The 21001-nt window shown below is 64.6% G+C and carries 21 protein-coding genes and 1 tRNA gene; 11 read left to right on the top strand and 11 right to left on the bottom strand.

Annotated elements, in window-relative coordinates; all coding sequences use genetic code 11:
* Positions 1-84: 84 nt before the first annotated feature.
* Positions 85-621, bottom strand: a complete 537-nt coding sequence (locus ACTUWL_RS31235; RefSeq protein ID WP_021080588.1) for a hypothetical protein — start codon at positions 619-621, stop codon at positions 85-87.
* A gap of 347 nt (positions 622-968) precedes the next feature.
* On the opposite strand from ACTUWL_RS31235, the gene ACTUWL_RS31230 reads away from it, so the two are divergent.
* The 5 genes from ACTUWL_RS31230 to ACTUWL_RS31210 all read left to right on the top strand — a co-directional run bounded on the left by ACTUWL_RS31230 (position 969) and on the right by ACTUWL_RS31210 (position 8172).
* A complete protein-coding gene (locus tag ACTUWL_RS31230; RefSeq protein WP_021080589.1) occupies positions 969-1196 on the top strand; it encodes a hypothetical protein in 228 nt (75 codons plus the stop codon).
* A gap of 74 nt (positions 1197-1270) precedes the next feature.
* Positions 1271-1639 (top strand): hypothetical protein, encoded by a 369-nt coding sequence (locus ACTUWL_RS31225; RefSeq protein WP_021080590.1) that lies wholly within the window; start codon positions 1271-1273, stop codon positions 1637-1639.
* Between the two features lie 113 nt (positions 1640-1752).
* Positions 1753-2976, top strand: a complete 1224-nt coding sequence (locus tag ACTUWL_RS31220; RefSeq protein WP_035652424.1) for an efflux RND transporter periplasmic adaptor subunit — start codon at positions 1753-1755, stop codon at positions 2974-2976.
* The gene (locus ACTUWL_RS31215) at positions 2969-6193 is read left to right on the top strand and encodes an efflux RND transporter permease subunit (protein ID WP_021080592.1); all 3225 of its coding nucleotides are present in this window, start codon (positions 2969-2971) and stop codon (positions 6191-6193) included. The genes ACTUWL_RS31220 and ACTUWL_RS31215 overlap by 8 nt, the downstream gene beginning before the upstream one ends.
* 137 nt (positions 6194-6330) lie before the next feature.
* Positions 6331-8172, top strand: coding sequence for an alkaline phosphatase family protein (locus ACTUWL_RS31210; RefSeq protein ID WP_021080593.1), 1842 nt, complete (start codon positions 6331-6333; stop codon positions 8170-8172).
* A 63-nt stretch (positions 8173-8235) separates the two neighbouring features.
* Here ACTUWL_RS31210 and ACTUWL_RS31205 read toward each other — a convergent pair whose 3' ends face one another.
* A complete protein-coding gene (locus ACTUWL_RS31205) occupies positions 8236-8817 on the bottom strand; it encodes a hypothetical protein (RefSeq protein ID WP_021080594.1) in 582 nt (193 codons plus the stop codon).
* Between the two features lie 388 nt (positions 8818-9205).
* Between ACTUWL_RS31205 and ACTUWL_RS31200 the strand changes: the two genes are divergently transcribed.
* Complete coding sequence (locus ACTUWL_RS31200; protein WP_021080595.1) at positions 9206-9865, top strand: peroxiredoxin; 660 nt, start codon at positions 9206-9208, stop codon at positions 9863-9865.
* A 3-nt stretch (positions 9866-9868) separates the two neighbouring features.
* Positions 9869-11350, top strand: a complete 1482-nt coding sequence (locus ACTUWL_RS31195) for a cryptochrome/photolyase family protein (protein WP_021080596.1) — start codon at positions 9869-9871, stop codon at positions 11348-11350.
* Here the strand turns inward: ACTUWL_RS31195 and ACTUWL_RS31190 are convergent.
* The 4 genes from ACTUWL_RS31190 to ACTUWL_RS31175 all read right to left on the bottom strand — a co-directional run bounded on the left by ACTUWL_RS31190 (position 11347) and on the right by ACTUWL_RS31175 (position 14467).
* Positions 11347-12219: a DMT family transporter gene (locus tag ACTUWL_RS31190; protein ID WP_021080597.1), complete on the bottom strand. Its 873-nt coding sequence runs from the start codon at positions 12217-12219 to the stop codon at positions 11347-11349. The genes ACTUWL_RS31195 and ACTUWL_RS31190 overlap by 4 nt on opposite strands.
* Positions 12220-12912: 693 nt before the next feature.
* Complete coding sequence (locus ACTUWL_RS31185) at positions 12913-13260, bottom strand: hypothetical protein (protein WP_035652399.1); 348 nt, start codon at positions 13258-13260, stop codon at positions 12913-12915.
* A 476-nt stretch (positions 13261-13736) separates the two neighbouring features.
* Positions 13737-13859, bottom strand: coding sequence for a hypothetical protein (locus tag ACTUWL_RS31180; protein WP_275547940.1), 123 nt, complete (start codon positions 13857-13859; stop codon positions 13737-13739).
* A 161-nt stretch (positions 13860-14020) separates the two neighbouring features.
* On the bottom strand, positions 14021-14467 hold the full coding sequence (locus ACTUWL_RS31175) for a hypothetical protein (protein ID WP_021080599.1): 447 nt from the start codon (positions 14465-14467) through the stop codon (positions 14021-14023).
* Positions 14468-14689: 222 nt separating this feature from the next.
* Here ACTUWL_RS31175 and ACTUWL_RS31170 point away from each other — a divergent pair, with 222 nt between their 5' ends.
* From ACTUWL_RS31170 to ACTUWL_RS31160, 3 genes are all read left to right on the top strand, one after another.
* A complete protein-coding gene (locus ACTUWL_RS31170; protein WP_021080600.1) occupies positions 14690-14971 on the top strand; it encodes a hypothetical protein in 282 nt (93 codons plus the stop codon).
* Between the two features lie 100 nt (positions 14972-15071).
* Positions 15072-15148 (top strand) — tRNA-Arg (locus tag ACTUWL_RS31165).
* A gap of 191 nt (positions 15149-15339) precedes the next feature.
* Positions 15340-16179 carry a sterol desaturase family protein gene (locus tag ACTUWL_RS31160; RefSeq protein WP_291730914.1) on the top strand — a complete coding sequence of 280 codons (840 nt, stop codon included), beginning with the start codon at positions 15340-15342 and terminating at the stop codon, positions 16177-16179.
* Here ACTUWL_RS31160 and ACTUWL_RS31155 read toward each other — a convergent pair.
* A complete protein-coding gene (locus ACTUWL_RS31155) occupies positions 16176-17186 on the bottom strand; it encodes a helix-turn-helix domain-containing protein (RefSeq protein WP_021080602.1) in 1011 nt (336 codons plus the stop codon). The two genes, ACTUWL_RS31160 and ACTUWL_RS31155, sit on opposite strands and share 4 nt — an antisense overlap.
* Positions 17187-17344: 158 nt before the next feature.
* On the opposite strand from ACTUWL_RS31155, the gene ACTUWL_RS31150 reads away from it, so the two are divergent.
* A complete protein-coding gene (locus ACTUWL_RS31150) occupies positions 17345-18508 on the top strand; it encodes an alkane 1-monooxygenase (RefSeq protein ID WP_021080603.1) in 1164 nt (387 codons plus the stop codon).
* A gap of 38 nt (positions 18509-18546) precedes the next feature.
* Here the strand turns inward: ACTUWL_RS31150 and ACTUWL_RS31145 are convergent, their stop codons facing one another.
* The 4 genes from ACTUWL_RS31145 to ACTUWL_RS31130 all read right to left on the bottom strand — a co-directional run bounded on the left by ACTUWL_RS31145 (position 18547) and on the right by ACTUWL_RS31130 (position 20915).
* Positions 18547-19323, bottom strand: a complete 777-nt coding sequence (locus tag ACTUWL_RS31145) for a hypothetical protein (RefSeq protein WP_021080604.1) — start codon at positions 19321-19323, stop codon at positions 18547-18549.
* Positions 19324-19478: 155 nt separating this feature from the next.
* Positions 19479-19850, bottom strand: coding sequence for a hypothetical protein (locus tag ACTUWL_RS31140; protein ID WP_021080605.1), 372 nt, complete (start codon positions 19848-19850; stop codon positions 19479-19481).
* Positions 19851-19990: 140 nt separating this feature from the next.
* Positions 19991-20284, bottom strand: a complete 294-nt coding sequence (locus ACTUWL_RS31135) for a hypothetical protein (protein ID WP_021080606.1) — start codon at positions 20282-20284, stop codon at positions 19991-19993.
* A gap of 178 nt (positions 20285-20462) precedes the next feature.
* Positions 20463-20915: a MaoC/PaaZ C-terminal domain-containing protein gene (locus ACTUWL_RS31130; protein WP_021080607.1), complete on the bottom strand. Its 453-nt coding sequence runs from the start codon at positions 20913-20915 to the stop codon at positions 20463-20465.
* Positions 20916-21001 lie beyond the last annotated feature (86 nt).

Raw genomic sequence — 21001 nt, 5'->3', positions numbered from 1 at the left:
ACACAACCCAAGGGGTCGTTAGGAAAATCGGTTATCGGACAGTTAAGGTGAATGCGGAAGCGAACGCGATTTGCGCCAAGATCGTCAGGAGGCGACCACTCCAGGCGAGGACCCCGTCGTCTCCTTCAGGCTGCACTCGATCAACGCGCCTTCGACGGTGAATTTCGAAAATGGTGAGGACGGCGTCACGGCCTTGAGCGCAGCGAAGAATTGCGAGTCGCCCGGACTCTTCAGGAGAAACCGGATGTGGTTGGCCGACAGCGCGTCGCGCGACAGCCAGACGACGCCGGAGAACAGCGTCACAAGCATCTGCCCATAGTTGCTGATATCGGTGAGGCCGAGATCGTAAATCGGAGACACATTGACGTAACGCGCGCTGAGCGCCGGCGCCGAGTATCGGCTCATCAGGAGGCGCCGGACCTGGCAGACCGAATGAACCCGTTCTCCGTCGGTCAGGTGATACAGCCCCTGACTGTCGCCCTCCCTGGCGGTCAGCGCTTCAAAGGCGCTGATGCCGCCGAAAGTGGCAAAGTCCTCTCCGACGCCTTCAGCGTCCTTCTTCCATTGTGCCTTGATCTGGCGCCAGGACCGCTCAGGATCCTTGATTGGCAAAAGCCGCATGGTTAAGGGGCTGTTAGCACGGAGGGGAGTCTTCGCGGGATAATATGTCGCAGGCATTAAGCCTTTGCTTACAGCGGTAGCCGGTTGCGTCGGTGCGGTGGCTGGCCCGACGAAAGCGAAGCAGAATCCGGGGAGCTGTCACAACGGCTGGCGCTCTCCGGATTTCGCCTCGCTTCGTCCGGGCTACGACCCTCGCATTGGAGTTCGCGATCGCACCGAACTTGCGATCTGCAACGAACACCCATGCGCTTGATGGACAAACCCTTCGGGCGGCGACGCCTGGATGGATATTCCATCGCGAGCGTGCTCAGATATCAACATCGTGACGGCAGGAGTTGTACCTCGAAATGGATGCGCTGACGCTGTTCGGATTGTTCGCCGTGACGATGATGCTGGTCTGCTACGCGGCTGAAGATCGCAGCCCATGGTTCATCCTGGCCTTCGCGGTCTCGTGCGCACTGGGGTCGGCCTACGGCTTCCTGCAGGGCGCCTGGCCATTCGGCCTGGTCGAAGCGATCTGGGCCGTCGTCGCGTCGCGCCGCTGGCTGATGCGCCGAACCGCGGACCGCGTGTAACGTTATAGTATCCGCTGCCAATCTGTCGCGGACTTGAACTTGAATGCGCACGGTCGGGGCGCTAATTAGGGCCCATGGCCGCTTCGCGCACCAAGATTCAGTCGTCCACCCACGCATCGGGACCGCGCCGCTGGCGCAGCCTCCTTGCGGGTCTGATCTCACTCGCGCTGGTGCTGTCGTTCTTCCACGGCTGGACCTCCGACGGCGACGACGATGCAGCTCCGGCGATCTCGATCGCGCAGTCGATCAACGACACCGGCGGCAAGGCTCCCGCGCATCCAGCTTCGCTCCACGGCGATCATTGCCTGACGCACGTCGTCTCCGTCGTTCCGCAAGAGACGGCGTTCCCGATCGCCTATGCGCCGCACAGCTATGGCGACGCCAGCATTGCGCTGCCAGCGTCGGCCGAGCGTCTCTCTCCATTCAAACCACCCCGCGCCTAATCCGGTCGGCTTGACCGGCCGTGCGTCGCTGCCATCCGGCCGCGCGCACGCTTCCGCACAGATCGATGTCGCGACAGCGCAGGGCCACCGGCATGCGCTGCGAAGAGGCGCATATGAAACGGGTTGTTCTATTTTTCGCCGGCGTGGCCGCCGGCATCGCACTGGTCCTGATGGCGGCCGGAGGTACCGGCTGGCCGGTCAAGTTCCCGGTCACGACGCAGGAGACCGCGTCCGAAGCTCCATCGAAAGCCGAGGCCAAGCATGAGGCCACCGGACGTGTCGAGCTGAGCGAAGATCAGATTCGCGAGGCCGGCATCACGCTCGCGCAGGCCGGCGGCGGGATGCTGAAACGACATTTCCTCGCACCGGGCTCGCTGATCCCCGACGCCGACCATATCGGCCGCGTCTCGGTGCGCGTGCTCGCAACGGTCACGGAACTGCGCAAACGCCTCGGCGACGTCGTCGAGAAAGGGGAGATCGTCGCAGCGATCGAAAGCCGCGAGGTCGCCGACGCCAAGAGCGAATATCTTGCAGCGAGGCTCACCAACGATCTGCAGCAGACGCTCTACGCGCGGCAGAAGACGTTGGTCGAGACCCGCATCGTGTCGGAAAACGAATTCCTGCGCACGCGGCTGACCGCGAACGACGCGCAAATCAAGCTCGACGGCGCGCGACAGAAACTGTTTGCGCTGGGCCTGTCGGAAAGCGAGATCGCCGACCTGCCCAACCAGCCGCCGGAAAGCTTGCGAACCCAATTCCTGCGCGCGCCGATCAGCGGCCGGGTGTCCGAACGCCGCGTCGACGTCGGTGGACTGATCGGGCGCGAGGGCCAGGAAAGCGAGCTCTACGTCATCGTCAATCTCGACGACATCTGGGTTGATCTGGCGGTGTCGCCGGAGGACATCAGTGCCGTCCGCGAAGGCGTTTCGGTGAGGATCCGCGCCATCGGCAACGAGGCTGAAGCCAACGCCGGCGTGATCTTCGTCAGCCCCCTGCTCGATCGAGAGACCCGCAACGCCCGCGTGATCGCGACCATGCCCAACAAGGATCACCGCTGGAAGCCGGGCACCTTCGTCACCGCGGAGGTGCCGCTGTCAGGCGCGCCGTCAACCGTGATGGTCACGAAGAAGGCCATTCAAACCATCAAGGGGACGCCGACCGTGTTCGTGCGTGACGCCGACGGCTTCGAAGCGCGGTCAGTACGAACCGGCCGCGAGGACGACGATGATATCGAAATCATCTCAGGCCTCGCTGCCGGCGAGACCGTCGCCGTGCAGAACACCTTCACGCTGAAGGCCGAGGTCGAGAAGGACGAGGCGGAGCACGACCATGATTGAGCGCATCATCGGTCTTGCGATCCAGCGGCGCTGGGTCGTCGTCACCCTGGCGGCGATCCTGATGTTCCTCGGCGGCCTCGCGCTGACCAGGCTGCCGATCGACGCGGTGCCCGACATCACCAACAAGCAGGTGCAGATCAACACCGTGGCCCCGGCGCTGTCGCCGGCGGAAATCGAGAAGCAGATCACCTTCCCGATCGAAACTGCACTGGCGGGCGCACCGGGGCTGGAGAGCACGCGCTCGCTCTCCCGCAACGGCTTCTCGCAGATCACGGCGGTGTTCAGCGAAGCCACCGACATCTATTTCGCCCGCCAGCAGGTCGGCGAGCGCCTGACCGAAGTGCGCGCGCGCCTGCCGCAGGGTATCGAGCCGCGGATCGGGCCGACCTCGACCGGCCTCGGCGAAATCTACATGTGGACCGTCCATTACTCCGGCGAGAAGGTTCAGAGCGACGGCGCACCGGGCCTGCAAAGCGACGGCCGCTTCCTCACGGCGGACGGCCAGGTGCTGCAGACCGAAGTCGAGAAGGATGCCTATCTGCGCACGGTGCAGGACTGGATCATCAAGCCGCAGATCAAGATGGTGCCGGGCGTCGCCGGCGTCGATTCGATCGGTGGCTATCTCAAGCAGTATCAGGTCCAGCCCGATGCGGCGAAGCTGATCGCGCTCGGCCTGACCTTCGCCGACGTCGCCAAGGCGATCGAAACCAATAATGTCAGCCGTGGTGCGCGCTACATCGAGCGCAACGGCGAAGGCTTCGTGGTCCGCTCCGGCGGACGCCTGGAGAACATCGAGGAGTTGGGTGCCGTCGTCGTCACCACGCGTGGCGGTGTGCCGGTCCGGATCCGCGACCTCGCGACGCTCTCGATCGGCGGGGAGACGCGGACCGGCAGCGCCAGCGAAAACGGCCGCGAGGTCGTGGTCGGCACCGCGCTGATGCTGATCGGCGCCAACAGCCGCACCGTTTCGGCCGCGGTCGATGCCAAGCTGCGCGCGATCACGCCGTCCCTGCCGGCCGGCGTCAAGGTCGAGACGGTGCTGGATCGCACTCAGCTCGTCGATGCGACCATCGGCACCGTGGCGCGCAACCTCAGCGAAGGCGCCCTGCTCGTGATCGCGGTGCTGTTCGTGCTGCTCGGCAATTTCCGGGCGGCTCTGATCACCGCGCTGGTGATCCCGATTGCCATGCTGATGACCGCCATCGGCATGTGGCAGGGGCGCATCAGCGCCAATCTGATGAGCCTCGGCGCGCTTGATTTCGGCCTGATCGTCGACGGCGCCGTCATCATCACCGAAAACAGCCTGCGCCACCTCGCCGAGAGGCAGCATGCGCTCGGGCGCGTGTTGACGCGCGACGAACGGCTGGCGACGGTGCGGGTTTCCGCCGTGGAAATGGTGCAGCCGAGCCTCTACGGCCAGGCGATCATCCTGCTGGTCTATGTGCCGCTCCTCACCTTCACCGGCGTCGAAGGCAAGATGTTCGAGCCGATGGCACTGACCGTGATCCTCGCGCTCGCCGCGGCCTTCGTGCTGTCGCTGACGCTGGTGCCGGCGTTGATCGCGATCACCATTACCGGCCGCGTGCAGGAGAAGGAGAACTGGCTGGTGGCCGCCCTGAAGCGCTGGTACAGCCCGCTGCTGCGGCGCGCGGTTGCGACGCCGGTGCCGGTCATCGCGACGGCGGTCGTGCTGTTCGCCGCCGCCCTGTTCGGGTTCTTCCGCCTCGGCCAGGAGTTCATCCCCTCGCTCGACGAGAAGAACATCGCCATGCACGCGCTCAGAATTCCGAGCACGGCGCTGTCGCAGTCGCAGGCGATGCAGCTCTCGGTCGAGAAGGCCGTCAGCCGCTTCCCGCAAGTGGCGTTCGTCTTCTCCAAGACCGGCACCGCGGAGGTGGCGAGCGACCCGATGCCGCCGAACGCGTCCGACACCTTCATCATTCTGAAGCCGCGTGAGCAATGGCCGGATCCATCGCTGACCAAGGAGCAGTTGATCGAGGACATCTCGAAGGCGGTCGGCCGGCTGCCCGGCAACGTCTATGAGTTCACCCAGCCGATCCAGATGCGCTTCAACGAACTGCTCGCCGGCGTTCGCGGCGACATCGCGGTCAAGGTGTTCGGCGACGAGTTCGAACCGATGCAGAAGGCCGCCAACCAGATCGCTGCAGCGCTGCGCGGCGTCCGTGGCGCGACCGACGTCAAGGTCGAACAGGCGAGCGGCCTCCCGGTGCTCGAGATCAAGGTCGACAAGGCGGCGATCGCCCGGCGTGGCCTCAGTGTCTCCGAGGTCCATGACGTGATCGGCGCCGCGGTCGGCGGCCAGGATGCCGGTGTCGTCTACGAGGGTGATCGCAGCTTCGATATCGTGGTGCGATTGCCGGAGAGCGTGCGCTCCGATCTCGAAGCCTTGAGCAATCTGCCGGTCGCTCTGCCGAAGGCGACGCCGAGCTCGCCGGTACAGAGCCTGCCGCTCAACCGCGTCGCGCAATTCTCCTTCACCGAAGGGCCGAACCAGATCAGCCGCGAGAACGGCAAGCGCCGCATCGTGGTGACGGCCAATGTCCGCGGCCGCGATCTCGGCTCGGTGGTCGAGGAAGCACAGACGAGAGTCGCGCAATCGGTCAAGCTGCCGCCCGGTTACTGGATGACCTGGGGCGGCCAGTCCGAGAACCTCGCTGCGGCGCGCCAACGCTTGGCCGTCGTGGTGCCGGCCTGCTTTGCGATGATCTTCCTGCTGCTGCTGGCGGCGATGGGCTCGGCGCGCGATGCGCTGCTGGTGTTCAGCGCGGTGCCGCTGGCGCTGACCGGCGGCATCGCGGCGCTGTGGCTGCGCGGCATGCCGTTCTCGATCTCGGCGGCGGTCGGCTTCATCGCGCTGTCCGGCGTTGCGGTGCTGAACGGGCTGGTGATGCTGAGCTTCGTCAGGCAGTTGCGCGAGCAAGGCGTGCCGCTGCGGGAGGCGATCGAGCAAGGCGCCCTCACCCGCTTCCGCCCCGTGGTGATGACCGCGCTGGTGGCCTCGCTCGGTTTCGTGCCGATGGCCTTCGCCACCGGCACCGGCGCCGAGGTGCAGAAGCCGCTCGCCACCGTCGTGATCGGCGGCCTGATCAGCGCGACCCTGCTGACGCTCGCCGTGCTGCCCGCGCTCTATGCACGGTACGGGCATGCCGGCAGCGCTGCGCGCAATGAGAGAACCGCGATTCAGCCTGCGGAATGACGGCGTGTTGACCGGCAGTCCGCAGCAGAGACCTCGATGTTTTGACTGGGAGAATCCAACGTAACAATTCTGTCATATGGCAAAACTAAACGAAGACGGCGGCGATCTGTCGCGGGCATCATCAGGGGGAAGAACGAATGCGCCGAGCCATCACACTATTGTCCGCGAGCATGATCGCGCTTTCAGCCGGCGCCGCTGCGGCGCAGAACGCCAAGCCCCGCAACCTCATCCTGTTCGTCCCCGACGGCCTGCGCGGCGGCATCGTGACGCCGGACACAACGCCTGCGATGGCCGACATCCGCGACAAGGGCGTCCACTTCAAGAACTCGCATTCGCTGTTCCCGACCTTCACGATGGCGAACAGCTCGGCGCTCTCGACGGGTCACTATCTCGGCGACACCGGCACCTTCTCCAACACGATCTACACCGGCTACACCTCGGTGCCAGCCGGCGACACCGTGGTGCCGTTCATCGAGAACGACGCGGTGCTCGCAGATGTCGACGATCACTTCAATGGCGACTACCTCAACGAGGAGACGCTGCTGAAGATAGCGCGCGGCCAGGGCTTCAGCACCGCCGCCATCGGCAAGGTCGGCCCGACCCTGCTGTTCGACCACACCGATCGCGGCAAGAACACGATCGTGATCGACGATTCCACCGGCGGCAAGACCGGCGTGCCTCTGTCCGACGAGATGAAGGATGCGTTGACCAAGGCCGGACTGCCGCTCGCGACCCCGAGCCGCGGCGACAATGCCAAGGCGGGCGATGCCAAGACGCCCGGCACCACGGTCGCGAACGTTGCGCAGCAGGCCTACATGGCGGATGTCGCGACCAAGGTCGTGCTTCCGATGTTCAAGGCGCGCAACAAGCCGTTCGTGCTGGTGTTCTGGTCGCGCGATCCGGACGGCAGCCAGCACAACACCGGCGACAGTCTCAACACCATCACGCCCGGCATCAACGGCCCGACCTCGATGGCCGGGATCAAGAATGCCGACAACAACCTCGCCCAGCTGCGCAAGGCGCTCGACGAACTCGGGCTTTCCGCCAACACCAACATCATGGTGTCCTCCGACCACGGCTTCTCGACGATCTCGAAGGAGAGCAAGACCAGCCCCTCGGCCAAGGTCGTCTTTGACGACACGCCGAAGGACTTCCTGCCGATGGGCTTTCTGGCGATTGATCTTGCCAAGGCGCTGAACCTGCCGCTGTTCGACCCGAACGACAAGAACGCCAAGGTCGCCGACAATGCCCATCCGAAGGCCGGCAACGGCGTGCTCGGCCAGGATCCGGCCAAGCCCGATGTCGTGATCGCAACCAATGGCGGCTCCGACCTGATCTATCTGCCGAACCGCGACAAGAAGCTGGCCGACCGCGTCATCAAGGCGCTGCTCGAGCAGGACTATGTCAGCGGGCTTTTCGTGGACGACAAGCTCGGCAACTTCCCCGGCACGCTGCCGATGTCGAACCTCAATCTGAAGGGCAAGGCGATGACACCGAACCCGTCGATCGTGGTCAACTTCCGCTCCTGGTCGAGCGGCTGCCCGATCCCGACCAACTGCTCGGTGCAGATCGCCGACACCGTGCTGCGCCAGGGCCAGGGCATGCATGGCAGCTTCAGCCGCGGCGATACCTACAATTTCACCGCGGCGATCGGCCCCGACTTCAAGGCCGGCTACGTCGATCCGCTTCCCGTCAGCAACGCCGACGTCGGCATGACCGCGGCCCAACTGCTCGGCCTGCGCGCGCCGAACAATGGCGGGCTGATCGGCCGGGTGATGTCGGAGGCGCTGCCGAACGGCATCGTGCCGAAGGCGGCCGAGGGCACCATCATGTCGAAGAAGCCGTCGGCCAACGGGCTGCGCACCGTGCTGAAATTCCAGCGCGTGCTCTCGACCCGCTATTTCGACGTCGCCGGGTTCCCGGGACGCACGCTCGGTCTCGAGGAGACCGCCGGCAAACAGAAAACGGCGGGGAAGTGATCCCCGCCGCCGTCGCCTGAAGCCGTTGGTCCGGGGTGATGCGCGCATCATCCCGGGCAATCATCACATCATCCCGATGTCGAACACGTTGGGCAGCTGGGTCGCGAGCGGCAGCGCCGCGGCGCCGACCAGCGTCGCCACCATCGCCGCGAGCGCACGGCCGGAGCGGCGCTTGCCGCGCATCTGGCCGGCGATCCACTCCAGAACCTTGGTGTCGATCTTCGTTCCTTGCGTCGGTGCCCAGCGATCGATCTCGGTGTCAGGCGACAGCGCCACCGTGCGCGGCGGCACCGGCAGGCCGGACTCGGAGGCGGCATGATGGGCGATCGCCTTGGCGAGCAGGTCGTCGAACCGGCCGTCATCGCTGCGCTCGGCAGCCGCCTCGTTGATCGCGAACAGCGCCTCGATCTCGGCCCGGCTGACCGGCTGATGCTCGACCGCGGCCGCCGTCAGGATGCGCGCGCACCAGGCAGCGTCGTCGGCATCGAGCGAACGGGAGAAATGGATACGGCCCTTGGTGGTCGGGCCTTCGCCGGTGATGACGCCGTCGCGCACGATGGTCAGCGCATGGGCGGCGGTCTTGCGGCAGGATGGAGACAACACACCGCTGAGAGCCTCAGCGGTCTTGGTACTTGGGGTAGACATTGTGGGAGCTTTCAATTCCTATCTCAGGCCAGCTTTTCCATGCGGGCGTAAACGAGTGGTTAATGATTCGGAACTTGGGTTCCGAGATTTTTAGATGGTTGCTATTTGGTCGCTTCAAATGCCGTCAGGGTTCGGTTCCTATAGCAGCCCGGGCCGGCGTGATGACCGCGATAAGCGGCTTTATCTAGGCATTTCCAAGCTTTTGTGCAGCAGTTGATGTTTCGCCGCAGGGGGTTGGATCAAAACAAGTTGCTTGGAATTCCACCCCCAAGGAGAAATTTCTCACCTTTTTTCAGAACCCGTTCACTTAAGCCTTGCCGCCTCCTATAGTGATGGCGGGACCTCTAAATCAAATTCACCTGTAACTACAATTAGATGAGGTAAGATCATGGCACTTCAGATTGGCGCCACCGCCCCCGATTTCGAAGCCGAGACCACCGAAGGCAAGATCAAGTTCCACGACTGGATTGGTAGCAGCTGGGCGCTTTTGTTCTCCCATCCCAAGGACTTCACGCCGGTCTGCACCACCGAGCTCGGCACGCTCGCCCGCCTGAAGCCCGAGTTCGATCAGCGCGGCGTCAAGCTGTTGGGCCTGTCGGTCGACCCGGTCGACCGCCACGCCAAATGGTCCGAGGACATCAAGGAAACCCAGGGTGCGGCCCCGAACTATCCGATGATCGGCGACACCGACTACAACGTGTCGAAGCTCTACGACATGCTGCCGGCCTCGACCTCGGGCGATCCCCTCACCCGCACGCCAGCGGATAACCAGACGGTCCGCAACGTCTTCATCATCGGCCCCGACAAGAAGATCAAGCTGGTGCTGGTCTATCCGATGACCACGGGTCGCAACTTCCAGGAGATCCTGCGCGTCATCGACTCGCTGCAACTCACCGCCAAGCATCGCGTCGCCACCCCGGCCGACTGGAAGCAAGGCGAAGACGTGATCATTGCCGGCTCGGTCAACAATGACGAGGCCAAGACGATCTACCCGCAGGGCTGGAAGGAACCGAAGCCCTACATCCGCATCGTGCCGCAGCCGAAGTAACTGTTGGCACGCAACCTCCTGGTGACCCGAGTGCAGCCTGTCATCGTCTGGTTCCGCGACGATCTGCGGCTGTCGGATCACCCTGCCCTGCAGGAAGCGGCCAGCCGCGGCGCGCCCGTGATTGGTCTCTATGTCCGCGACGAACAGAGCCGCGCCCTCAAACCGCCGGCCGCGCGCCCCCTCGGGGGCGCGACGCGCTGGTGGTTGGCGCATTCGCTGCGCGCGCTCGGCAAGAGCTTTGAGGCGATCGGCGGAACGCTGGTGCTGCGCACCGGACCCGCCGCTTCCGTGATCGCCACACTGGCGCGCGAAACCAATGCGGGCGCCGTGTTCTGGAACGACATCGCGCAGGCGCCGCATCAGGCGATTGCCGGCGATGTTGAATCCGCGCTCGCAAGTGACGGCGTCGTCTCGAAAATTTTCCCTGGCGACCTGCTCGTCGACCCCCAAGCGATCCGCAACAAGGACAATCGGGGCCTGCGCGTGTTCACGCCGTTCTGGCGTCGCGTGCAGGGTCTCGGCGATCCGCCAAAGCCGCTGCCGGCGCCGAAGAAGCTCACATCGGTCAGCGGCATCGCGAGCGAAGCGCTTGACGAGTGGAAGCTCGAGCCGACGCAGCCGGACTGGGCTGGCGGGCTGCGCGAGAGCTGGACGCCGGGCGAAGCCGGCGCTCAGGCTCGGCTGAAGGCGTTTCTCGACGACGGCATCGAGGGCTACGCCAATGACCGCGACCGGCCGGACCACGACGGGACCTCGCGCCTGTCGCCGCATCTGCGCTTCGGCGAGATCAGCCCGCGCCAGCTCTGGCATGCCGCCCGGTTCGTTGCCGCCGAGCACCCGCGCCTCGCCGGCGACATCGACAAGTTCCTGAGCGAGCTCGGTTGGCGCGAATTCTGCCGCCATCTGCTGTTCGACGTCCCCGACCTGGCGAAGCGGAATCTGCAGGAGCAATTCGACGACTTTCCCTGGAAGCGTGACGCACGCGCATTGAAGGCCTGGCAGCGCGGCCTGACCGGCTATCCGATCGTCGATGCCGGCATGCGCGAGCTCTGGCACAGCGGCGTGATGCACAACCGGGTGCGGATGGTGGTCGCCTCGTTCCTGGTGAAGCATCTCCTGATCGACTGGCGCGCCGGTGAGCAATGGTTCTGGGACACGCTGGTCGATGCCGATGCCGGCTCCAATCCGGCGAACTGGCAATGGGTCGCGGGCTCCGGCGCCGATGCCGCGCCCTATTTCCGCGTGTTCAATCCGATCCTCCAGGGCGAGAAATTCGATCCCGACGGCGGCTATGTCAGGCGCTGGGTGCCGGAGCTCGCGCAATTGCCCGACGACCTGATCCATCAGCCTTGGACCGCGACGCCGATCGAACTCGCCAGTGCCGACGTCGAGCTCGGCAAGACCTATCCGCGGCCGATCGTCGACCACAAGCAAGGTCGCGAACGTGCGCTGGCGGCCTACGCGAAAATCCGCGGCAAGGGCTAACTTCGGCGGTTGACCAGCAGCACCGCCGCGGCGCAGGCGGCCATGCCGGCAATCGCGACATAATCCAGCCGTTCGCCGAACAGCACATAGGCCATCAGCGCGGTCGTCGCCGGCACCAGATAGAACAGGCTTGCGACCGACGTCGCGGCATGGTGACGGATCAGCCAGTACAACAGCCCGATCGAGCCGATCGACAACGCGAACACCAGCCAGGCCAGCGCCAGCACGAACTCGCTGGTCCAATGCACGACATTGGTCTCGAACAACCACGCGCCAATGCCGAAGAAGATTGTCACCGCGACGTACTGCACCAGATTGCCGGCGCGCCAATCGATCCGGTTGCAGTAGCGGCGCTGATACAGCGTGCCCAGCGTAATGCTGATCAGCGAGACGCCGGAGGCAAGCCAACCCCATCCGGCATCGCCGGTCATCGGGCGGTTGTGCAGGATCAGGACGACGCCGGCGAGCCCGAGCAGCAGGCCGCCCCATTGCAGCGGCGTGACGCGCTCCCCCAGCCAGCGATTGGCGATGGTCGAGGTCAGGATCGGTTGCAAGCCCGGGATCAACGCCGAGAGCCCGGCCGGAATCGAATGCGCGATCGCGATCGCGGTGCCGCCGAGATAGAAGCCGTGCACCAGGATGCCGGCCACCGCGCTGTGGAAGACGCCGGTGCGGTCCGGCCATTTCGGCCGCGCCACCGCCGCGATGACCGCCATCACCACCACCACGAACGCCATCCGGATCGCCAGATAGGTCAGCGGCTCGGCATTGTTGATGACGTATTTGGTGCCGATGAATCCCGTGCTCCACAGCACGACAAAGATCGCCGGCGCCAGGCGAGCGGCAGTTTCCTCGAAGCTCTTGTTCATTGCAGACCGTCATTGCCCGAAGACAAGCCAGCCGGCAATCACGAAGTTTTGCGGGGCTGCTACGCTGGTGCCCCAGGCACATTGCCGTTCCTGCGTTCGTGTCTACAGGGGCGACACCGGGAATGGCTCTCGATTCAAGACGTCAAACGAACAGTCGGTGTCATTACCCTCGACAGGCTTTCGCGGGTGATCCAGTATTCCAGAGACGCTTGTGCTTCAGCCGATAGGGCGCGGCGTGCCTGGATCGCCCGGTCGAGTGTTCAGCCCGGGGACATGACCGACGGGTGTTCGGGGACATAGCCGACACATCATAGTGCACGGATTTGGCAGTATGGGAGGCCAAGTCCATGCCCTGGCGAGAGGTGTCGGTGATAGATCAGCGGGATCGCGATATCGTTCGGCTCTCGCGCGGGCGAGGTCGAGAGTTCTCGCCGGCACGGCGCTGCCGTTCGCTTTCAGTGCGCGACATCGTTGGCTGACGAACGCGTCGACCCCGGCATGCGCCGAGAGCGGCGCGCCACGGATATCGGCATTCCTGCCGGGTGCGAGCAAGCCGGCGCTCGATACCGCATTGGCGCTGGGAATGCGGATCACATGTCCGATGCTGCTGACGTCGTCGCGAGACTTCGGAGACTGGGCCCAGTATCTGACGCGCAACCCGGGCTTCATGTGATCGGCACACGGCGCCGATCGTCATCTGAGGTGATACTTCCTGCCGTTGGTATTCGGGTCGGTATTGTCGCTTGTCGAGAGCAGCAGGACTGGTCCGAAAAAGCTTTTGGTGTCCCGGAACAGCTGAAACCGGCCGCCGCCCTTGGCGGCGATCTCCTGCCGGTCGCTGTTTGCCGGGCCGAGCAGCCTGTCATCCTCGTACAGCCGAGCCGCGCCGAGTTCGCCGTCGAGATATTTGACGGGAATTTGGTAGGCGTGCCCCTCCAGGAAATAGAAGGTACCGCGGACCAGGTTTCTATCGATCGGACTTGGAGGAAGCAGATAAAGGAATGCACTGGACGCCAGCGCAAACAGCGTCGATCCGATCACAATGCGGGTGTTGGCGGAAATCCTCAACGACGTTCGTCCCGAGCTCTTGCTTGCGAGGCGTCTCTGTAGCGCGCGCCTTTATCGCATACAACCGACGGGCATCCGCCGGTTCGCGGTGACGGCAGCGGGATCGGCGCGGCCGCGCGCCTAAAGCGGCGCCTCGCGAATGCGTGAACGGCACCCCCCCGGTTGCCTTCATTTGGGCACCGATCGGGAACAGGCTTGCCGGACTCTGAGCAAGCCGGCCACCGCAGGGGGTGCCTGCAATTGACCTATCGATCCCATAGCAGCTGGCAGGACGCGGATTTACGGAATCTCGTCCGGGTCATCTCGGCATGCACCCTCGGGCTCTGGGCATTTGCGGCCGGCCTCCTGATCGGCACCTTCCTGCTTTGATAGCTGGCCTCGTGAGACCGGCCTGAAATCGGCTCGATGAAATTGACTGGCAGATTGGACCGGCGGTCGCGCCGACAGCCCTACCCGCCACTCAGGTGATGTGCGGCGGCGAACAAGGCGAGCGCGCTCAGCACCAGCGCCGACGCGGCACCGGCAACGCCGCGGGCGAGTTCAGCCTTCGAAAGATTGGACCTGGTTGCCATCACAGCCTCCTGTGCGCGCGAGCCGAGGCGGAGCCGCTCCGGCGGTCAGGCTCGCTGATGGAGACAATCGCACGATGCAGATGAACGCATCATGAGTGAAACGAACGGCGCGCGCCCAGGTTCCAAAATCCGGCGGCAAGGGATCGCCGGACCGGCGCGCCCTACCACTCTTCCGGGCAGGGATCGACGATCTTCCAGAGATCGACCCCGTTCTTGATCTTCTTCATCTCGGTGGTGAGCCCGCCATTGCGGCGGATCCAGTCCTTCACCGTATCCGGGTAATAGGACATCAGGTCCGAGGTGCCCTCGAGGCTGGTGACCTTGATGCCGAAGGTGAAGGCCTTGTCGTAGTAGGCCTGGTGGAAGCCGATGCTGGCCTTCGGCGTCACGCAGATCTTGTTCAGCGGCACGATGCCGAACACCAGCGTGCAGGCCGAGTTGCAGATGCCGTCGATCACGACACGCTCGCGGCGGTCGCGGATCTGCTTGTACTTGGCCTTGTACTCCTCGACATAGCCGCCATGGTCGCGCGTGATGTGCAGCACGGCCCGCGCCGGCGTGACCGCCAGAACCGAGAGCAGCAGGGCGACAAGGGGCGTGATGCGCATGAAATGTTCTAAACCGAGGGAAAGGCGGCCCGGGCGGACCTGACCGCAAGACTCTGGCCGGACTGTGTTGGCAATCCGTTAAGCATCCGCAAAAAGGCAAAATTTGGCGCGCTGTGGCTGATTTCCCGCAGCTTTCGGCCGGATTCCGGGTTAAATGAAGCGTTAGAGGACCTAGGATCGGCTGGGGAAGCCGATTCCAGCGTGAATGCCCGGAGGCCGCCAATGACCACGACCAAGCTTTTCGCCGCCCTCGCCCTGACCGTTTCCTTGGCCATTCCGGCCTTCACGCCGGCCGCTGCGGCCGACCTCACGGCCACGGCGCACCACCGGCATCACCGGCATGCACAGTGGGGCCTGCCCTACCACGTCAGCTACCTGCACAATTACGGCCCCGGTCCGGCGGCCGGCAGCTTCGGCTATTACGACGGCCCGTCGACCAACAAGTGCTACCAGAGCTCGGCCGCCTATGTCGGCCAGGACCGCCGCCGGCATCCCTGCTTCTGAAGGCTTGCGGTCAACGGCCGGCGCAGCGCGCGGACAGCACCCGCCGTGCCGCGCAAGGGCGCTGGCCCTCCCCTTCCAAGTCTGATAAGCGACCCCCGCGGCGCTCGTAGCTCAGCTGGATAGAGCATCGGATTTCGATTCCGAGGGTCGGGAGTTCGAATCTCTCCGAGCGCGCCACTGGCGCACCATCCAAATTATTGGACTTGTCTGGTTTCCCGCCGCGACCTGCGAGCTGGAACCATACCGATAAGCGCTCCTGCTTAACGCTCGCGCGGTTTGGGCTTTCCTTCCTATTGACGCTGTCGGGAGCCGGGGTGGTAGGCTACCGCCATTTCAGGCGGCTATTTTAGATGCGCGATTTATCGGGATTGAACCAGCTTTTGCTGACGGTTTTGATCTTCGTGCCATTCGAGCGACTGTTCGCTGCGAGGCCCCAGAAGATCTTCAGGCGCGGCCTGCTGACCGATATGGCCTTCCTGTTCATCAACGGGTGGCTGGTGTTGATCGGTGTCATCGTCATCATGACGGGGGCCGCTCTGGTCAATCGGTCGATCCTGCCTGCGGCGGTGACGCAGGCGATCGACGACCTTCCCTATCTGGTGCAAGTGCCCATCGTGATCCTGATCGCGGACCTCGGCATCTACTGGACGCACCGCATCCTGCACGTCGTGCCCGCCATGTGGCAGATCCATTCGGTTCATCACGCGGTCGAGGTGCTGGATTGGCTCGCGGCGATTCACCAGCACCCGCTCGACGTGATCTTCATGAAGGCCGGCGCGCTGTTTCCACTTTACGCGCTCGGCTTCTCCACGGAAGCGATCGCGACTTATCTCCTCGTGTACTACTGGCAGACTTGGCTGGTTCACGCCCATGTCCGCCTGGGCTCTGGGCCGCTGCGCCGCATCCTGGTGTCGCCGGAATTCCACCACTGGCACCACAGCAGCGAAGCCGAAGCCAGGGACAGGAACTTTGCCGGATTGTTCTCGTTCTACGATGTGCTGTTCGGGAGCGCCTACCTTCCAAAGGAGAAGAAACCGAAGACATTCGGCATCGATCATCCGATGCCGTCGAACTATCTGGCGCTGCTCGCCTACCCGTTCATCGCCTGGACCGCAAAGCATCAGCGCAGCGATCCGTCGGCCATCCAGCCCCAAATGTCGAACGGCGGCGAGCCCGCACAGCCACGCCACAGCGCGCCGACAGGCTAGCCGCGCACGCCCTTCGCGCCGAACCAGCGGCGACAGGCGCGGCTGAAGCTCGTTGCATCCGTGTAGCCGAGCGCGGTCGCCATCTCGTCGCGCGACTGCGTGCCTTCCGCGAGCATCGTCCGCGCCCGCTCGCGCAGCACCCTGTCGAGCAGCGGGCGGAAGGCGCAGCCCGCCTCCGCCAGCCGCCGCACCAGCGTCCGCCGCGAGGTGCCGACGAGGCGCGCGGCATCCTCCTCAGCCAGACGATGCGGCAGCCGCGCCGCGATCAGGCTCTCGACCATCCGCACCAGCGCCGCAGCGTCCGAGCGTGGCTTCTCGACCGCTTCGAGCGCTTCGATCGCCTTGGCGTGCAATTCCGGATCGGCAAACGGCGACGGCCGCACGCACAGCGCATTCGGCACGTCGAAGGCGAAAGCGGCCGCGTCGAACTTCACGGCGCAGGAATAATGCTGCATGAGCCGCTCTGCGCCCGCGGGTGGCGGCCACGGAAAGTGCAGCGTCGCCTGGTCGATCGCATCCTCGAGCAGCTGCACATAGACGGCGTGCACGTTGAGGCTCACCGCCAGCGCCACGGCGCGCCACAGCGCGCCGTCCATAGGCACCGCTGGAGCGATCTCAATCTGGATCGAGCGCGCGGTACGGCGCAACCGGTTGCGGATGAAGGGCGCGCGGGTCGATCCGAAGCGCGCGCCGATGTTGAGCGCATCCGCGACGGTCGGCGCCGTCCTGGTCGCGACATCGAGCGCCCCTTGCAGCGATGTCGACCAGACCGCCGCGGCCGACAACGGCCACAGCTCGCCATGCGCCCGGGTGATGTTGGCGGCGAGGAGCACCAGCGACGACACCGGCATGTGTGCGCCGGGCTGGTCGAGCGCGCCCTGCTGGATTCCGGTCCCCTTCAGCAGCTCGTCGCGCTCGCTCCGCGTCCTGCCGAACGCCCGCACCAGCGCCCGCGCGTAGCTCGCGGCCACCGGCGTGCGAAGGGCATCCGCCTCCGATCCCTGCATTGCGTCGGCGCCCTCCCTGGCGAGCGTCCGGCCAAATCGTTTGGCGCAAAATGCCACAAATTTGGCCTATTGGGAACTGGCGGCGCAGGGCCGCCTCGCGGCATCCTTGCTGCAACAATGGCGAACGCCGCCTCGAAAGAGCTGCTGGAGGGAATGCGATGATCTTCACGGGCACCAATGCCGCCGGCGAAACCATCACCTACAAGGACGGCAAGCGCTATTTGTGGATGCTCTCGTTCATCCCGCCGCTGATCCCGCTGTTCTCCTACTGGTGGTTCCTGCAGACGCACAATCCGCTGGTCACGCTGATCCCCTTCGTCTTCATCTTCATCCTGATCCCGCTGCTCGATGTCGTCTTTGGCGAGGACACCCACAATCCGCCGGCGGAAGTCGTCGCCGCAATGGAGGCCGATCCGTATTATCTGCGGCTCGCGCGCTTCAGCGTGGTGTTTCCCTGGGTGAACTACATCGCGCTGATTGCTTTCTTCGGCACCCAGGAACTGCCGTGGTGGTCCTACGTGGCGCTGCTACTCGGCGTCGGCACCATCGACGGCGGCACGCTGCTGGTCGGACATGAACTCGGCCACAAGTCGGACAGGCTCAACATCTTGTTCGGCATGCTCGCCAATTGCGCGGTGGGTTACGCGCATTTCCGCATCGAGCACAATCGCGGCCATCACACCTGGGTCGCAACTCCCGAGGATCCCGCCAGCGCGCGCTTCGGCGAATCGATCTATGCGTTCGCAACGCGCGAGTTGCCGGGTGCCTTCAAGCGCGGCTGGCGCAATGAGGCCGAGCGGCTGACCCGTCGCGGCGAGCCGGTCTGGTCGGTCAACAACGAAATCCTGCAGGGCTTCGCGCTGACGCTCGTCGTGGCAGCCATTCTGATTGCGGTGTTCGGCTGGAAGGTCGCGCCGTTCATCGTCGCGCACCATTTCCTCGGCTGGTACGCGCTGACCCAGGCCAATTATGTCGAGCACTACGGCCTGTTGCGCGAAAAGCTGCCGAACGGCCGCTACCAGGCGGTCGAGCCGCGCCACTCCTGGAACACCAACCACATCGTCTCGAACCTGATGACGTTGCATCTGCAACGTCACTCGGACCACCACGCCAACCCGATGCGCCCCTACCAGTCATTGCGCGATTTCGACGACATTCCGCGGTTGCCGAACGGCTACACCGGCATGTTCGGACTGGCTGCGATCCCGCCGCTCTGGTTCCGCGTGATGGATCCGAAGACCTTGGCCTGGGCCGGCGGCGACAGGAGCAAGCTCAATCTGGGCGAGCGGCCGCACACCGAGCCCGGCATCGCAACGTCGTAGCTGACATCGCCCGGCTTCCGGGCAGGTGGTGGCGGTCCTTACGCGGACCGCCGCTTCATCGCGCCGATGCCGAGGAAGGCGCCGTTGACGGACGGATACTGGCTGGTGAACTCGAACGTGTCGAAGATGGGCGCTTCGAACTGCTTCAGCGCCGTCCACAGCAGCGTCGTATCCGGGCAAGCCTGGGAATGGATGTCGTGATGCGCGATGATCCTGGCGTGTGAGCGCACCAGCAGATGATCCAGCATCGCGCCGCGCAGGCTGTGATCCCCGTCGATGAAGACGAAATCGGGCTTCAGCTGCTCGACATGCGCCGCGACCAGCGGCGAGGTTGAATAGTCCTGCATGTAGACCGGCTCGATGCCGCCCTGCTGCTGCAGCAGATCGAAATAGGTCGAGATGAACGGCGTCGGCGCGATCGGATCGAGCGCGATCACTGTCTTGAGGTCGGCACCGCTGGCCCTCAGCCACTCCGTCACCAGAATGAACATGCCGCCCCAGCGGCAGCCGATTTCCATGTAGGAGGAAATGCCGGTCGCGTTGCGCGCAAGCCAGGCCAGATACGGCGCGAGCTGGTTCGGATACTGCCAGAGGTGCAGACCCCTGCCGAAATACGGCGCAAGCTCCGGCGGCTGCTCACGCAGCAGCTCGTCATTGAGGCCCAGCGCAGGGATGAACTGCCGTTCGAGGAATTCCACGTCCAGGCGTTGAGCCGGGGTCAGTGCTGCGATGATGCCGATCGCCTCGCGAACAAACGGCGCAAGATCGGCGAAACGCTGGTACCGGTCGGCTGGAGCAAACTGGGCGGTGAGCATCGGCGCAATCACACGGACGGCTGGAGTGAGACGCGGAGACCCAAGTCGTCGCGCCTCCGATGATTGAACGGATAGGACATCCGTCTCGGGCGCAAAATCTCGCAATCGGCCTCAAATAATCCGTCCCGCTGGCACGTCCCGTTGCCGGGTTGCCTTCACCCACTCGGGATCTTGGCCCGCACCGCCTCCACGCCGGCGTCGGTGACGCGGTATCGGCGGCCCAGTTCCGGGACGATCCAGCCCTTCTCGATCATTCCGGCAATGGTGCTCGGGCCGACGCCTGCGGGAAACGAACGGCGGTTGCGGATCGCATCGATCGCGACCCGCTCGAGATGGGTCGCAACGTGCGACGGGCGGGCGCGAAACGCCTTGGCCATGATGAGTACGGACAACACCTCGGCGCGCCGCCGCACGGCCGACGCGCTGCGGGTCAGTTCGTTGCTGATCTCGAGTGCATTCTTGCCGGCCCTGGCGAGTTCTCTGAGCCTTTCGTCCTCGTCAGGGCTCCAGCGCCGCACGATCCCCATCTGCCCCTCACCGCCTGAATACCCACCTCGAACCGATGCATACGCAGGCAGCGCTGATTTGCCATGTGACTTTCGGCACCTCTTGAGGTGACGTCGAGACTGTCGCCATCAAGAGGGCCGATCGTCGACGTTTGTCTCACTTAGTGCTTGCTGGGTTCGAGCGTGACGAGCACGCCGGTCGGTTCGGGCTCGTGCGGCCGCAGCGAGGTCAGCTCCGGGTCGCTCCAGTCGGCGAGGCTCACCACCTCGCCGGTCTGCCCCGGCATGCCGGAGCTCTGCGCCGGTTCGAGGACCTTGAGTCCGCTGGTGTCGACGAAGAATGTATGCTCGCCGAATACGCTGTTCAGTTGCGCCACGGCAGAATGATCGTCCGGAAGCACCTGGGCGTTCAATTGCGTCATGGTCTGTTTGACTTGCGTGGCATTCAGCTTCATCCGCTGCTCCTTTGTTGGTTCCGGCCCTGGCTGTTTCCTCGGCTGGTTCCTCCCCGCCCGCGCCCCTCGCCGGAGGCTTCAAGGTCTCGAACCGATCAGGCCACGAAACGTTCCGCACGCGCAACGCATTGACCCGTCCGCGCGGTTCCACACTTGCCGCTGTACGAAGTAGCGGAGACTATGTCCGCGTGCGCTCCGCCGGCCGCATGTGGATCAGCGCATCGAGCACGAGGACGAGCACAGGGCGCTGCTCCTCGTTGACGAGCTCGGTCTTGAAGATCACCACGGCGTCGCGCCGCTCCGGCCTGAGGGTGATCTTCTGGATTTCGGATTGGCCGGTCAGCGTGTCTCCCGGGCGGACCGGGCTCGGAAGACGAATTTCAAAACTCCGCCCGACGATACCCGCCACCTTGCTCCAGATCGCCTCCACGACGAGGCGCTGATAGATCGCCATGGTGTTGAAGCCGCTTGCGATCAGACCACCGAACGGACCCGCCGCCGCCGCGGCGCGATCGGTATGGATCGGCACCGGATCATATTTTGCTGCGAACGCCAGAATCTCCGCTTCCCCGATCGCGTAGGTGCCAAGCTTGAATGTCTGGCCCTCGGTGAGATCTTCCGCATACAGCATCGCGCGCCTCCATCTGCCGCGCGACGATAGCCGAACGCTGCGGGCTTTCCATTACCTCCGGGGTCATGAACTTCGCGCGCGACCGC

The organism is Bradyrhizobium sp. WCU1, assembly GCF_053474805.1.
This window is presented reverse-complemented; position numbering and strand designations above follow the sequence as displayed.

Excerpts from the sequence above, each read along its gene's own strand:
- ACTUWL_RS31130 (WP_021080607.1), bottom strand. The coding sequence starts at position 20,915 with ATGCTGTATGCGGAAGATCTCACCGAGGGCCAGACATTCAAGCTTGGC.
- ACTUWL_RS31225 (WP_021080590.1), top strand. The coding sequence starts at position 1,271 with ATGGCCGCTTCGCGCACCAAGATTCAGTCGTCCACCCACGCATCGGGA.
- ACTUWL_RS31150 (WP_021080603.1), top strand. The coding sequence starts at position 17,345 with ATGATCTTCACGGGCACCAATGCCGCCGGCGAAACCATCACCTACAAG.
- ACTUWL_RS31205 (WP_021080594.1), bottom strand. The coding sequence starts at position 8,817 with ATGTCTACCCCAAGTACCAAGACCGCTGAGGCTCTCAGCGGTGTGTTG.
- ACTUWL_RS31175 (WP_021080599.1), bottom strand. The coding sequence starts at position 14,467 with ATGCGCATCACGCCCCTTGTCGCCCTGCTGCTCTCGGTTCTGGCGGTC.
- ACTUWL_RS31180 (WP_275547940.1), bottom strand. The coding sequence starts at position 13,859 with ATGGCAACCAGGTCCAATCTTTCGAAGGCTGAACTCGCCCGCGGCGTT.
- ACTUWL_RS31210 (WP_021080593.1), top strand. The coding sequence starts at position 6,331 with ATGCGCCGAGCCATCACACTATTGTCCGCGAGCATGATCGCGCTTTCA.
- ACTUWL_RS31135 (WP_021080606.1), bottom strand. The coding sequence starts at position 20,284 with ATGAAGCTGAATGCCACGCAAGTCAAACAGACCATGACGCAATTGAAC.
- ACTUWL_RS31215 (WP_021080592.1), top strand. The coding sequence starts at position 2,969 with ATGATTGAGCGCATCATCGGTCTTGCGATCCAGCGGCGCTGGGTCGTC.
- ACTUWL_RS31235 (WP_021080588.1), bottom strand. The coding sequence starts at position 621 with ATGCGGCTTTTGCCAATCAAGGATCCTGAGCGGTCCTGGCGCCAGATC.
- ACTUWL_RS31140 (WP_021080605.1), bottom strand. The coding sequence starts at position 19,850 with ATGGGGATCGTGCGGCGCTGGAGCCCTGACGAGGACGAAAGGCTCAGA.
- ACTUWL_RS31145 (WP_021080604.1), bottom strand. The coding sequence starts at position 19,323 with ATGCTCACCGCCCAGTTTGCTCCAGCCGACCGGTACCAGCGTTTCGCC.
- ACTUWL_RS31190 (WP_021080597.1), bottom strand. The coding sequence starts at position 12,219 with ATGAACAAGAGCTTCGAGGAAACTGCCGCTCGCCTGGCGCCGGCGATC.
- ACTUWL_RS31155 (WP_021080602.1), bottom strand. The coding sequence starts at position 17,186 with ATGCAGGGATCGGAGGCGGATGCCCTTCGCACGCCGGTGGCCGCGAGC.
- ACTUWL_RS31220 (WP_035652424.1), top strand. The coding sequence starts at position 1,753 with ATGAAACGGGTTGTTCTATTTTTCGCCGGCGTGGCCGCCGGCATCGCA.
- ACTUWL_RS31230 (WP_021080589.1), top strand. The coding sequence starts at position 969 with ATGGATGCGCTGACGCTGTTCGGATTGTTCGCCGTGACGATGATGCTG.
- ACTUWL_RS31200 (WP_021080595.1), top strand. The coding sequence starts at position 9,206 with ATGGCACTTCAGATTGGCGCCACCGCCCCCGATTTCGAAGCCGAGACC.
- ACTUWL_RS31170 (WP_021080600.1), top strand. The coding sequence starts at position 14,690 with ATGACCACGACCAAGCTTTTCGCCGCCCTCGCCCTGACCGTTTCCTTG.